Origin of the sequence: Cupriavidus basilensis OR16, from assembly GCF_000243095.1 — a bacterium.
GTDB classification, from domain to species: domain Bacteria; phylum Pseudomonadota; class Gammaproteobacteria; order Burkholderiales; family Burkholderiaceae; genus Cupriavidus; species Cupriavidus basilensis_D.
In genome coordinates, this window is the sequence record NZ_AHJE01000009.1 from 1 (window position 1) to 12,829 (window position 12,829).

11 protein-coding genes, 4 pseudogenes and 1 riboswitch are annotated in these 12,829 nt (G+C 67.2%); of the genes and pseudogenes, 12 read left to right on the plus strand and 3 right to left on the minus strand.

All coding sequences use genetic code 11. The features are described 5' to 3' along the window. Positions 1–411: pseudogene (locus OR16_RS03005) on the minus strand (Fis family transcriptional regulator); the annotation flags it as partial. Positions 412–565: 154 nt separating this feature from the next. Here OR16_RS03005 and OR16_RS03010 point away from each other — a divergent pair. The 6 genes from OR16_RS03010 to OR16_RS03035 are packed head-to-tail and all read left to right on the plus strand — an operon-like array spanning position 566 to position 7,404. Further along, positions 566–2,113, plus strand: coding sequence for an acyl-CoA carboxylase subunit beta (locus OR16_RS03010; protein ID WP_006156484.1), 1,548 nt, complete (start codon positions 566–568; stop codon positions 2,111–2,113). A 51-nt stretch (positions 2,114–2,164) separates the two neighbouring features. Further along, positions 2,165–3,175 carry a Bug family tripartite tricarboxylate transporter substrate binding protein gene (locus tag OR16_RS03015; RefSeq protein WP_237716907.1) on the plus strand — a complete coding sequence of 337 codons (1,011 nt, stop codon included), beginning with the start codon at positions 2,165–2,167 and terminating at the stop codon, positions 3,173–3,175. 1 nt (position 3,176) lies between these two features. Next, a complete protein-coding gene (locus tag OR16_RS03020; RefSeq protein WP_006156486.1) occupies positions 3,177–5,288 on the plus strand; it encodes an acetate--CoA ligase family protein in 2,112 nt (703 codons plus the stop codon). Next, positions 5,285–6,724 carry an acetyl-CoA carboxylase biotin carboxylase subunit gene (locus OR16_RS03025; RefSeq protein ID WP_006156487.1) on the plus strand — a complete coding sequence of 480 codons (1,440 nt, stop codon included), beginning with the start codon at positions 5,285–5,287 and terminating at the stop codon, positions 6,722–6,724. Before OR16_RS03020 ends, OR16_RS03025 begins: the two co-directional genes overlap by 4 nt. Continuing rightward, complete coding sequence (locus OR16_RS03030; RefSeq protein WP_006156488.1) at positions 6,724–6,936, plus strand: acetyl-CoA carboxylase biotin carboxyl carrier protein subunit; 213 nt, start codon at positions 6,724–6,726, stop codon at positions 6,934–6,936. Before OR16_RS03025 ends, OR16_RS03030 begins: the two co-directional genes overlap by 1 nt. A gap of 21 nt (positions 6,937–6,957) precedes the next feature. Beyond that, positions 6,958–7,404 (plus strand): PaaI family thioesterase, encoded by a 447-nt coding sequence (locus tag OR16_RS03035; RefSeq protein ID WP_006156489.1) that lies wholly within the window; start codon positions 6,958–6,960, stop codon positions 7,402–7,404. Positions 7,405–7,408: 4 nt separating this feature from the next. Here the strand turns inward: OR16_RS03035 and OR16_RS03040 are convergent, their stop codons facing one another. Both OR16_RS03040 and thiD read right to left on the minus strand, forming a co-directional pair. Beyond that, positions 7,409–7,849 (minus strand): PGDYG domain-containing protein, encoded by a 441-nt coding sequence (locus OR16_RS03040; RefSeq protein WP_006156490.1) that lies wholly within the window; start codon positions 7,847–7,849, stop codon positions 7,409–7,411. A 75-nt stretch (positions 7,850–7,924) separates the two neighbouring features. After that, positions 7,925–8,757 (minus strand): annotated as a pseudogene (thiD, locus tag OR16_RS03045) (bifunctional hydroxymethylpyrimidine kinase/phosphomethylpyrimidine kinase). A gap of 74 nt (positions 8,758–8,831) precedes the next feature. Beyond that, positions 8,832–8,912, plus strand: a riboswitch (S-adenosyl-L-homocysteine riboswitch). A gap of 137 nt (positions 8,913–9,049) precedes the next feature. Here thiD and OR16_RS03050 point away from each other — a divergent pair. The 6 genes and pseudogenes from OR16_RS03050 to OR16_RS03070 form a co-directional block, all read left to right on the plus strand. After that, positions 9,050–10,054, plus strand: a pseudogene (locus OR16_RS03050) (adenosylhomocysteinase); the annotation flags it as partial. Positions 10,055–10,074: 20 nt separating this feature from the next. Continuing rightward, positions 10,075–10,149, plus strand: a complete 75-nt coding sequence (locus tag OR16_RS48055) for an adenosylhomocysteinase (protein WP_423739629.1) — start codon at positions 10,075–10,077, stop codon at positions 10,147–10,149. A 129-nt stretch (positions 10,150–10,278) separates the two neighbouring features. Further along, positions 10,279–10,677 carry a phage holin family protein gene (locus OR16_RS03055; RefSeq protein WP_006156494.1) on the plus strand — a complete coding sequence of 133 codons (399 nt, stop codon included), beginning with the start codon at positions 10,279–10,281 and terminating at the stop codon, positions 10,675–10,677. Positions 10,678–10,693: 16 nt separating this feature from the next. Next, the gene (gene metF / locus OR16_RS03060) at positions 10,694–11,524 is read left to right on the plus strand and encodes a methylenetetrahydrofolate reductase [NAD(P)H] (RefSeq protein ID WP_006156495.1); all 831 of its coding nucleotides are present in this window, start codon (positions 10,694–10,696) and stop codon (positions 11,522–11,524) included. A 22-nt stretch (positions 11,525–11,546) separates the two neighbouring features. Then, positions 11,547–11,909 carry a TfoX/Sxy family protein gene (locus OR16_RS03065; RefSeq protein WP_006156496.1) on the plus strand — a complete coding sequence of 121 codons (363 nt, stop codon included), beginning with the start codon at positions 11,547–11,549 and terminating at the stop codon, positions 11,907–11,909. 87 nt (positions 11,910–11,996) lie between these two features. Further along, positions 11,997–12,740, plus strand: a pseudogene (locus OR16_RS03070) (Mut7-C RNAse domain-containing protein); the annotation flags it as partial. Positions 12,741–12,829 lie beyond the last annotated feature (89 nt).

The following is a 12,829-nucleotide window of genomic DNA, read 5'->3' on the forward strand; positions in this document are numbered from 1 at the left end:
GCCGGCGCGGTCCGCCACGGTGATGGCCTGGTAGGGGTTGGTGATGAAGTGATCGAGGATCGCGCCGGCAAAAGGTACTGCGCCGAGGAAGTCGAAGAGGGCTGCGTCACGCTCGGCCGGGCGCAGCAGGATGACTTTCCGCTCACGGTCGCGCAGGCACATGGCGATGAAGCGGCGTCCGGGCTTGTTGCCGGTGCCGGGCAGGCTGCACTCGAACAGGCGGCCGGCATCCCGGGAGGGATCGTCGTCGCCAGCGAGCCGTGCGCTGGCGGCCAGCGCGGCGGTCGCCAGCGTGGCGTTGGCGGCTAGTCCCAGGCTGGCAAGTACGTCTCCCGCGTGGCTGGCTACCAGCACGCCGAGGCTGTCTTCAGTACTGGGGAAAGTGTCTTCGGGTGTCGCTGGTGACGACATGTTGTGTCTCCATCGTGGGCACTTCAGTGTCCTTGTTGCGAACACAATATCAGCGGGCCATGAAAAGAACAATGAAATCAAGGGCTGGCGCACCTGGCACGTTTGCTGCGTTTAAACAGCCCACGACTATCGCAACAGCACTAAGGAGACCGCCGTGTCCTGGCAGCCCGAAATCGATGAACTGGCCTACCGCAAGCAACTCGCCGCGCAGCTCGGCGGCCCCGACAAGGTCAAGCGGCACAAGGACGCCGGCAAGCTGACCGTGCGCGAGCGCATCGACGCGATCGCAGACGCCGGATCGTTCCGCGAGGTGGGCGCGCTCACCGGCAGCGGCCAGTACGACAGCAATGGCCGCCTGGTGGGCCTCACGCCCGCCAACCTGGTGATGGGGCGCGCCAAGGTGGACGGCCGTCCGGTGGTGCTGGTGGGCGACGACTTCACCGTGCGCGGCGGCGCCAACGATGGCGCGGTTGGCGAGAAGCTGATCCATGCCGAGAAGATGGCGCACGACCTGCGCTTGCCCATGGTACGGCTGGTGGACGGCACCGGCGGTGGCGGCTCGGTGCGCAATATCGAGAACAAGGGCTACACCAACATCCCCACCATGAAGGTGTGGCAGCACGTGGTGGAGAACATGTCGCTGGTGCCGGTGGTATCGCTGGCGCTGGGCTCGGTGGCCGGCATGGGCGCGGCGCGCGTGGCCGCGAGCCACTACTCGGTGATGGTCAAGGGCACCGCGCAATTGTTCAACGCCGGCCCGCCGGTGGTGGCGCGCATCGGCCAGGTGCTGGAAAAGAACGAGCTCGGCGGCAGCCAGATCCATACGCGCAACGGCGTCGTCGATGACGAAGTGGCGAGCGAGGAAGAAGCCTTTGCGCGCGCGCGCCGCTTCCTGTCCTACCTGCCGGGCTCGGTGCATGAACTGCCGCCGCGCATGGAACCAAGCGACGATCCCGCCCGCCGCGATGAATGGCTGCTCGGTGCGATCCCGCGTGACAGCCGCTCCGTCTACAAGGTGCGCCCCATTGTCGAGGCGCTGGTGGACCAGGGCTCCTTCTTCGAGATGGGCCGCCACTGGGGCCGCGCCATCGTGACCGGGCTGGCGCGCGTGGATGGCTGGCCGGTGGCGGTAGTGGCGAGCGATCCGTATCACTACGGCGGTGGCTGGGACGGCCCCACCGCGGAGAAATTCATCCGCTTCGTGGACCTGGCCGAAGCCTTCCACCTGCCGGTGATCAATATGGTCGATATCGCCGGCTTCCAGATCGGCCTGGAAGCCGAGAAGGCCGGCACCATGCGCTACGGCGTGCGCGCGCTGGCCGCGGTGTACCAGGCCACCACGCCGTGGTGCTCCGTGATCCTGCGCCGCGCCTATGGCGTGGCGGCGGCGGGGCACCAGCATATGGGCCGCTTCAACTTCCGCTATGCATGGCCGTCGGGCAACTGGGGCTCGCTGCCGATCGAGGGCGGGCTGGAAGTCGCCTACAAGGCCGAGATCGAAGGCGCCGACGACCCCGTGCAAAAGCGCGCCGAGATCGAGCAGCGCGTGCGCAGCCTGACGTCGCCGTTCCGCAGCGCCGAAGCCTTCGTGGTGGAGGACATCATCGACCCGCGCGATACGCGCTCGCTGCTGTGCGAATTCGCCAACCTGGCGGCGCCGCTGCGCGAGCCGGGCGTGCGCAAGTTCGGCATCCGGCCGTGAGGCGAGAGGCCGCCAGGAAAACCAGACACAAACAAAACAATGGAGACCGCCTTGCCCAATCACCGACCTATCCGTGCGCACCGCCCCACCCTCGGTGCCATCGTCACTGCCACGCTGGCCGTTGGCGCGGCACTGCTGAGCACCGCCGGCGCGCAGGCACAGGAACACTGGCCGCAGAAGCCCGTCACCATCGTCGTGCCGTTTCCCGCCGGCGGCATGACCGACCTGCTGGCGCGCCGCATCGCGCGCGACATGCAGGCCGAGTTCAAGCAGCCGTTCGTGGTGGATAACCGCGCCGGCGCCAGCGGCCAGATCGGCACCGAGATCGTGGCGCGCGCCAACCCGGACGGCTACACGCTGCTGGTCAGCGCCACGCACCAGGTGATCAATCCCGCGGTGCGGCCCAAGCTGCCGTACAACGCCAGCAAGGACTTCACGCCGATCGCGCTGCTGGCGACCACGCCCAACGTGCTGGTGGTGAACAACAATGTGCCGGTGTCGAACCTGCAGGAATTCCTTGCGTACGCGAAGAAGCAGAAGGACGGCTTGTCGTTCGGCTCATCCAGCATCGGCGGCGCCACGCATATGTCGGGGGAACTGCTGCGGTTGATGACCAACGCGCCGCTGACGCATATTCCCTACAAGGGCGCGGCGCCGGCGCTGTCGGACCTGCTCGGCGGCCAGATCCCAGCGCTGTTCCACGACGTGATGACGATGGCGCCCTATGTGAAGGACGGCAAGGTCAAGGCCATCGGCGTGACCTCGGCCAAGCGCAGCGAGGCCTTGCCCAATGTGCCTACCATTGCCGAGCAGGGCGTGCCCGGCTACGAGGCCACCACGTGGATTGGCTTCTATGGCCCGGCCAACCTGCCCAAGCCGCTGGTCGAGCGCTTGAACCGCGACGCGGTGAAGAGCATGAACACGGCTGAGTCCAAGGCCAACCTGGCGCAGAGCGGCACCACGCCCGGCACGCTGAACGCGGAGCAGTTCGGCGCGTTTGTGCAGGCGGAACTGGTCAAGTGGAAGCGCGTGGCCACCGAAGCCAAGGTGAAGGTGGATTGAGATGAGCGACAACATTCTCGAACTGCTGGCCCCGCGCTCGGTTGCCATCCTTGGCGCCTCCGATAATCCGATCAAGGCCGGCGGCCGGCCTGTCGACTACATGCGCCGCTACGGCTTTGCCGGGCGCGTGTATCCGGTCAATCCCAAACGCGCGCAGATCCAGGGCCTGCAGGCCTATCCCGAACTTGCCGCGCTGCCCGATGCGCCCGATGTCGTGGTGGTCAGCGTAGCGGGACAGGAGGTTGAACAGGCCATCGACCAGTGCCTGGCGATCAACGCGCGCGCAGCGGTGATTTATTCATCGGGCTTTGCGGAGCTTGGCGAGGCCGGCGCGGCGCAGCAACGCAGGCTGGTCGAGCGCGCGCGCGCGGGCGGCTTGCGCTTGTTCGGCCCCAATACGCAGGGCGTGGCCAACTTCCGCGATGGCGCCATCCTGCATTTCTCCACCATGATCAACGAGGAGGCCGGGCAGGATGGGCCGGTCGCCATCGTCAGCCAGAGTGGCGCGGGCTCTTCCATCATCTACGGTGGCCTGCGCCGCAAGGGCATCGGCGTGCGCTATATGGTGGCGACCGGAAACGAGGCGGACATCACCGCCGCCGAGGTGCTGCGCGCGGTCGCGGCCGATCCGGACATCCGGGTGCTGCTGCTCTATATCGAATCGCTGAAAGACCCGGCCGTGCTGGCGCAGGCTGCGCGGATCGCGCACCAGCGCGACATCCCCATCCTCGCGGTCAAGGCTGGCCGCACGCAGGCCGGGAAACTCACCGCCAGCTCGCACACGGGCGCGCTGGCCGGTGAGGATGCACTGGCCGACGCCTTCCTGCGCCAGCACGGGATCCAGCGCGTGGCGGATTTCCGCGAGCTGGTCGAGTACAGCCAGGTGTTTATCGGCGGGCAGCGCCCGCGTGGACGCAAGGTGGTGGCGATCAGCAATTCCGGCGCGACCTGCGTACTGGCGGCCGATGCCGCCGAGGATCAGGGCCTCGCGCTGTGTCAGTTCGAAGGCGATGGGGAAACCGCGCTCAAGGCAGTGCTTCCAGCCTTTGTGTCGGCGCGCAATCCGATCGACATGACCACCGCGCTGCTGGGCCAGCCGCATATCTACGGGCAGACACTGGAAGTGGTGGCCGCGCAGCGCCAGGCCGACATGATCTACGTGGGCTTTCCCATCGGCGGCGAGGGCTACGACTTTGCCGACTTCTCCGCGCAGACCGGCCGCTTTGCCTCGGCCAGCGGCGTGCCGGTGGTGGTCAGCGCCAACCAGGAATGGGTGGCGCAGGCGTTCCGCGCGCAAGGCGTGCCGGTGTTCGACAGCGAGTGTGCCGCCATGCGCGCGCTGGGGATGCTCGCGCAGCACGCGGCGGTGAATGCCGCCGCGCTGGCCGAGCCAGCCGCGCTGCCGCCGGTGTTCGCCAACGACAATGCCGCCCCCAGCGTATCGCTCGACGAAGTGGCAAGCCTGGCGGCGCTGGCACAGGCCGGCCTGCCGGTAGTGCAGCATCGCCTGTGCCACAGCGCGGATGATGTGCGCCGCGCGCTGGCCGAGCTGGGCGCACCGGTGGTCGCCAAGGGCGTTTCGCCCGATATCACGCATAAGTCCGAGCTCGGGCTTGTGCGCCTCGGCCTCGCCGACGAGACGCAGGCACTGGCTGCCTTCCATGACCTTGACCATATGCTGCGCGGGCTGTCCGCCAGCCAGGGCATCCAGCATGGCGGCGTCTTGCTGGCGCGCCAGCAACGCGGCGCTTTCGAGTTGGCGGTGGGCGCGCACATTGACGACGTCTACGGACCGGTGGTGATGGTGGGGCAGGGCGGCGTGCTGGTCGAAGCGATCGACGACGTGCAGTTCCTGGTCGCGCCCTTCAACGCCACGCAGGCGCGCGAGGCCCTCGGCCGGCTGCGCGTTGCGCGCGCTTTCGGCGCGCTGCGCGGCATGGAGGCGGTCGATGTGGACGCGCTGGCGCAGATGCTGGTGCGCCTGGGCGACTGGATGGTGCGGGCGCAGGGACAGGTACGCTCGGTCGACGCCAATCCGGTCATGGTGAGCCGCGCCGGCGTGGCGCCGGTGCTGGTCGATGCGGTGGTGATCCGCGCGGGAGAGACGTCATGATTGCCACGACGAAGGCCTGCGAAACGTTACGTTCGGTACGTCCGGTACGTCCCTTGCGTCGCGTACTGGTCGCGAACCGCGGCGCGGTAGCGGCGCGCATTATCCGCGCGCTGCGCGGGCTGGGCCTGGAATCGGTCGCTGTGTACTCGGATGCCGACGCCGGCTTGCCCTACCTGCGCGAAGCCAACGCCATGCTGCGCCTGGGCGAGGCGCCGCCGCTGGCCAGCTACCTGGACCAGGGCAAGTTGCTGGAAGCCGCGCGTGCCAGCGGTGCCGATGCGGTGCATCCCGGCTATGGCTTCCTGTCGGAGAACGCCGCCTTCGCCGAGCGCGTGGAGGCCGCCGGCCTGTGCTTTATCGGCCCGTCCCCGCACTGGATCCGGCGCCTTGGCCACAAGACCGAGGCGCGCGCTTTCATGGCCGCGCAAGGCATGCCGCTGGCGCCTAGCTCCGAGGTACTGCCCGACGACATGGACACCGTTGCCGCCGCGGCGCAGGGTATCGGCTATCCGGTGTTGATCAAGCCCGCCGGCGGTGGCGGCGGCATCGGCATGGTGCCGGTCCGTGATGCGGCCGGCTTGGCCGCTGCCTGGCAGCAGGCACGCTCGGTGGCGCAGCGCAGCTTTGGCCAGGCCGAGTTGTACCTGGAGAAGCTGGTTGAGCAGCCGCGCCATATCGAGTTCCAGGTGCTGGCGGACCGCCACGGCGGCGTGCGCATCCTGTGGGAGCGTGATTGCTCCGTGCAGCGCCGTCACCAGAAGGTCATCGAGGAAGCGCGCGCGCACGGGCTGGACCGCGCCGAGGTGCAAGCCATGGCGTCCAAGCTCTCGGCGCTGCTGTCCGGCATCGGTTACGACGTGATCGGCACGGTGGAAATGCTGCACACGCCGGCCACCGGATTCGTCTTCCTGGAGATGAACACGCGCCTGCAGGTGGAGCACGCCGTCACCGAGCAGATCACCGGCGTGGATATCGTGGCCGCGCAGATCCGGCTGGCGCGCGGCGAGCGCATCGATGATGTGCTGCCGGGCAGCGGGGTCCCCGCGCAAGGCCATGCCATCGAGGCACGCGTGTATGCCGAGGATCCGGTGCGGTTCTTGCCATCGCCTGGCCCGCTGGAGGTGTTCCGCCCGCCGCAAGGCGCAGGTATCCGCGTGGAAACCGGCTATGCCGAAGGCGCCCGCGTCACGCCGTACTACGACCCCATGCTGGCCAAGGTGATCGCCACCGGCGCCGATCGCGGCGAGGCCATCGCCACGCTGTGCGCGGCGCTGCGGGATTTCGCCGTAGCCGGGGTCAAGACCAACATCCCTTTCATCCTGCGCGTGCTTGCGCATCCCGATTTCCTGGCCGGGCGCATCGATACCGCGCTCGCCCAGCGCGTGCTGGCCACGCCTGCCGCAGAGAACCAACAACCTACCCAGAGAGCTGCCTGATGAACAAGATCGAAGCCGCGGTAAGCGGCCATGTCTGCGCCATCCACATCGAAGTTGGCGCTACCATTGCGGCCGGCGACGCCGTGATGATGATCGAATCCATGAAAATGGAGATCCCGCTCGAATCCGAATATGCTGGCGTGGTCAAAGCCATCCTGGTGCTGCCCGGCGACGCCGTCGCCGAGGGCCAGGCGGTGGTGGAACTCGCATGACGCGAATAAGGAAGAACTGTTTTGGAAAGTCCCGCTCAGATTGTCCCGGTAGCGCCGGGCACGCCCGAGAAACCCTACTTCGGCATCGACGTGCCGCTGATGCGCCATCTCGGCCTGCAACCCGTGCGGATGGAAGAGGGCCTGTGCCGCACGCGCCTGCCGGTCAGCCCGTTCCTGGTCAACAGCCGGGGCGACGTGCACGGCGGCACCTTGATGGCCACGCTGGATTTCACGCTGAGCGGTGCCGCGCGCTCGCACGCGCCGCTGGAAACCGGCGTGATCACCATCGACATGTCCACGCATTTCCTGGCCGCGGCGCGCGGTGAGCTGCACCTGGAAGCGCGTTGCATGCGGCGCGGCGCGCGCATCGCGTTTTGCGAAGGCGAGGTGAAGAACGCAGCGGGCGAGGTGGTGTGCGTGGCGCGCGCCGCGTTCAAGCTGGTGCCCCTGAGCAGCGGCGGGGATTGAAGCTTCAGGCCTGGCTCGGTGCCGGCCGGTAGACCTGGGCGAAGCGGGCCTGCTGGACGATGCCGTAGTCGTTCGGCGCGTATTGCATCAGCCAGTCGCCGGCCGCGCCATGCAGTACGTCGCCGCCTGCCGAGCGGGCAATGCTGAAATCCCGATCCATCCGTTTGGCCAGCACTACGCCAGGGATGTTCTGGTAGGCGCCGTCCTGGCCGCGGGTGCCGGCTTGCAGCGGTTCGTACTTGGGGTCGAAGCGCTCGCGCGAGACGACCCAGCGGTCGCCGGTAGAGCCGGTGATGATGGCGTCGCCAGGCTGGTAGCGGTTGGGGCCTTCGAGGCTGATGAGCTCGCCGGCTGCCCTGGCGAAAGCCACCTGGACGACTTCGTGTTTCTGGTAACGGGCGGCGGCAGGGTCAGTGCGCAGGTCGATCTGGGTGAGGGTGGGCATGGTGGAATGTGGTCAGGTTTGACGCATCGGCGCTCAGGCGCCCGATCATACCGCCGGTTTGCCCCCTCACCCTCCTTAACCCAGTACCCGCGGGGCAAAGCCGTGATTCAGCGGCCCGTTGCCGGCCCCAAGCGTAAAGTCGGCGCCCGCCACAATCGCGTCGGCCACGAAATCCAGCGCCACTTCCACCGCGTCTTCCAGCTTATCGCCCCTTGCCAGCTGGGCAGCGATGGCCGCAGCCAGTGTGCAGCCGGTGCCATGCAGGTTGCGGGTGTCGACCCGCTGATGCGTGAACACGCGCACGGTGCCATCGGCGCTCAGCAGCAGGTCGTCCAGGCCGGCATCGGCAGGCTCCAGGTGCCCGCCCTTGAGCAGCACCGCGGGGCAGCCCAGCGCGGCCAGGTCGCGCGCGGCTTGCTCCATCTCCTCGCGGCGGGTGATCTTGCGGCCCAGCAGGTAGGATGCCTCGGGCAGGTTGGGTGTGACCAGCACGGCGCGCGGGAACAGCAGGCGCACCATGGCCTGGGTGGTGGCGTCGTCCGCCAGGGTGGCGCCGGAGGTGGAGATCATGACCGGATCCACCACCAGCTGGCGAATACCATGGCGGTCCACCGTGGCGGCGACCGCTTCGACGATGGCCGCCGTGCCCAGCATGCCTGTCTTGGCCGCATCCACGCCGATATCGCTGGCAACCGCGTCGATCTGGGCCGCCACCATGTCGGCCGGGATGGCATGCACGCCGGTCACGCCCCGAGCGTGTTCTGCGCCGTGATGGCGGTGATCGCGCTCATGCCGAAGCAGCCCAGCGCGGCAAAGGTCTTGAGATCGGCCTGGATGCCGGCGCCGCCGCCCGAGTCGGAGCCGGCGATGGTCAGGGTGCGCGGGGGGCGGTGTGTCGTCAGGGTCATGTGCTGGGCCGGCGGTCAAGAAAAATTCATGGCGGTGGCGGTGCGAAGCGCGCCGGGGCAGGCTACAATACCGCCACTCCGAGGAGCGTTGCAACGAATGGGCCTTATTGTGCCATTCGCCAGGCTCGGACTGTCTTCAACGGCGCTCGCTGATCCGTGGCACACACACGGAGGCGAGTCGACCTATCCGCCCGTTATGCTTATGCAATGGCCTTGGTTTTCACCATCCTTGCATGGCGCGGCCGCATTCCCCGCACTCGTCCTTCGTCGCCACTCTTCATCGGAGTGAAACATGAACGCAGTGACTGACCTGAACAACGATTACCTCGTGGCCGACCTGGGCCTCGCCGGCTGGGGCCGCAAGGAAATCGCCATCGCCGAAACCGAAATGCCCGGCCTGATGGCCATCCGCGACGAGTACGCCGCTGCCCAGCCGCTCAAGGGCGCGCGCATCGCCGGCTCGCTGCACATGACCATCCAGACCGCTGTGCTGATCGAGACGCTGGTCGCGCTCGGCGCCGACGTGCGCTGGGCTTCGTGCAACATCTTCTCCACGCAAGACCATGCTGCCGCGGCCATCGCGGCTTCCGGCACGCCGGTGTTCGCCTTCAAGGGCGAATCGCTGAAGGAATACTGGGACTTCACCCACCGCATCTTCGACTGGAAGGATGGCGGCACCCCCAACATGATCCTGGACGACGGCGGCGATGCCACGCTGCTGCTGCACCTGGGCGCCCGCGCCGAGAAGGACGCATCGCTGATCGCCAAGCCGGGCAGCGAGGAAGAAACCTTCCTGTTCGCCGCGATCAAGGAAAAGCTGGCCAAGGATCCGTCCTGGTACAGCCGCAACCTGGACGCCATCAAGGGCGTGACCGAGGAAACCACCACCGGCGTGCACCGCCTGTACCAGATGGCGCAAAAGGGCGAGCTCAAGTTCCCCGCCATCAACGTCAACGACTCGGTGACCAAGAGCAAGTTCGACAACCTCTATGGCTGCCGTGAATCGCTGGTGGACGGCATCAAGCGCGCCACCGACGTGATGATCGCCGGCAAGGTTGCGCTGGTGGCCGGCTACGGCGACGTGGGCAAGGGCAGCGCGCAGGCACTGCGCGCCCTGTCGGCCCAGGTGTGGGTGACCGAAGTCGACCCGATCTGCGCACTGCAGGCCGCGATGGAAGGCTACCGCGTGGTGACCATGGAATATGCTGCCGACAAGGCCGACATCTTCGTCACCTGCACCGGCAACTACCACGTCATCACCCATGACCACATGGCCAAGATGAAGGACCAGGCCATCACAACGCGCAGCTGTCCGAGCTGACCGAGCAGCAAGCCGCCTATATCGGCGTGAGCAAGCAAGGCCCGTACAAGGCCGATCACTACCGCTATTGATCTGCCGGTGAGCGGCGGCCGATCCGTGTTTGGTCGGCCGCCAGTTCGTCAACCCGCGGCGCCCGCGCGCCGCGGGTGTCGTGCCCCGAATCTGCCCCGAATCCGTTTGACCCAAGCGAAGGAGTCGTCATGAGATTGTTGGCCGTCTGGATCATCAACGCTGCCGCGCTGTTCCTGGTGGGCAGCCTGATCGATGGGATTCATCTTGGCGGCTTCGGCTCGGCCATGATCGCCGCGCTAGTGCTTGGCCTGGTGAACACCTTGATCCGGCCGATCCTGGTGATCCTGACCTTGCCGGTGACGCTGCTGACGCTCGGCCTGTTCATCTTCGTGATCAACGCGCTGCTGTTCCTGTTCGTGGGCAAGCTGCTGGCCGGTTTCGTGGTCACCGGCTTTGGTGCGGCCCTGCTCGGCTCGATCCTCTACAGCGTGATCTCCTGGGCCCTGTCGAGCGTGCTGCTCGGCGAACGCCGCAGCGATGACGCCGTCCGGCGTCCCATGCCAATTTTTCAGCGCGCCGCGCCATAGGCGGCGCGCCACCATCATGCAAGACCGCTACTTCAGCTTTGAATTTTTCCCGCCCAAGACGGCGGAGGGCGCCGAGAAGCTGCGCAACACGCGTGCGCAGCTCGCTCCGCTGCAGCCCAAGTTCATCTCGGTGACCTTCGGCGCCGGCGGCACCACCCAGCAGGGCACGCTGGACGCCGTGCTGGAGATCCAGCGCGAAGGCATCGAGGCCGCGCCGCACTTGTCGTGCGTGGGTTCTTCGCGCGAGAGCATCCGCGATATCCTCAAGACATACCGCCAAGGCGGCATCCGCCACATCGTGGCGCTGCGCGGCGACATGCCGTCGGGCATGGGCGAGATCGGCGAGTTCCGCTATGCCAACGAGCTGGTGGCGTTCATTCGCGCCGAGACCGGCGACTGGTTCAACATCGAGGTGGCGGCTTATCCGGAGTACCACCCGCAGGCCAAGTCGCCCCGCCACGATCTCGATAATTTCGTGCGCAAGGTCAAGGCCGGCGCCGACTCGGCCATCACCCAGTACTTCTTCAACGCCGATGCCTACTTCCGCTTCGTCGATGACGTGCGGGCCATGGGCGTGGACGTGCCGATCGTGCCGGGCATCATGCCGATCACCAACTCCTCGCAGCTGATGCGCTTCTCCGAGATGTGCGGCGCCGAAGTGCCGCGCTGGATCGCCAAGCGCCTGGAGGGCTTCGGCGACGACCGCGAATCGATCCGCGCTTTTGGCCTGGACGTGGTCACCGCGCTGTGCGAGCGACTGCTCGCGGCCGGCGTGCCGGGGCTGCATTTCTACACGCTCAACACGGCCAGCGCGACCAAAGCCATCTGGCAGCGCCTGAAGCTCTAAGGCATCCGCCCGCACAAGCGCCATGCCGGCCCGCCGTCCCGATCCCTTCATCGACCACCTGCTCGAACTGCTGGGGCCGCTGGCGGCGCGCATCGGCCCGATCACCACGCGCCGCATGTTTGGCGGCCATGCGCTGTACTACGACGGCCTGGTGTTCGCGCTGGTGCTGGGCGGGCGCTGCTACCTGAAGGTGGACGACCAGACCCGCGCAGGCTTTGAGGCCGAGGGTGGCGAGCCGTTCCGCTACAGCCGCAATGGCCGCGAGATCTCCATGCAGCATTACCTGAGCGCCCCACCGGCCTGCCTGGAGTCGGCCGAGGCCATGACGGCCTGGGCGCGGCTTTCCGTGGAATCCACGCTGCGGCTGGCCAACCAGGCGGGCTGAGGCGCTGCCCGGCGGTGGCATACTTTGGCTCATGGCCACCGACCCTGCCACCGTCACCGCCACGTTTCGTTTCTACGAGGAACTGAAGCCACGTTTCGTTTCTACGAGGAACTGAACGATTTCCTGCCGCGTGCGCAGCGTGGCAGGGATTGCGTGTGCGCCTGCGCGCGCGCCGCCACCGTCAAGCACATGATCGAGGCGCTGGGCGTGCCGCACACCGAGGTCGAGCTGATCCTGGTGAACGGCGAGTCATGCGGCTTCGAGCGCACGTTGCGGGATGGCGACCGCGTCTCGGTCTATCCCCAGTTCGAAGCCTTCGACATCACGCCGCTGCTGCGCGTGCGTGCCGAGCCGCTGCGCGCGACGCGCTTCGTTGCCGATGCCCATCTGGGCGGGCTGGCCCACCTGCTGCGCCTGACGGGCTTTGACACCCTCTACGACAACCATTACGCCGATAGCGAGATCGAAGCCATCGCCATGCGCGAGGGCCGCATCGTGCTCACGCGGGACCGCGAGCTGCTCAAGCGGCGGGGTGTCACGCACGGTTGCTATGTGCGCGCCATCAAGGCCACGCCTCAGTTGCGGGAGATCTTTGCGCGGCTGGACCTGGCCCGCAGCGCGCGGCCGTTCTCGCTGTGCCTGGACTGCAATGTGCCGCTGCGGGCGATCGACAAGACCGAGGTCGATGGCCGGGTGCCGCCGGGCGTGCTGGCGCGGCAGGAGCGGTTCGTGACTTGCGGGTGCTGTCAGCGGGTGTTTTGGGAGGGGTCGCATTGGCGGCATATGCGGGATTTGGTGGATGAGTTGGTGCCTGCGGGGCGTTGTTTGTAGTTGGTGGCTTGTTTTTTGGGTTGGTCGATGTTTCGTTGAGCGGCGTTGGTTTTTGCACCCAAGAGCCGTACGACATCCCCCTGCGGGGG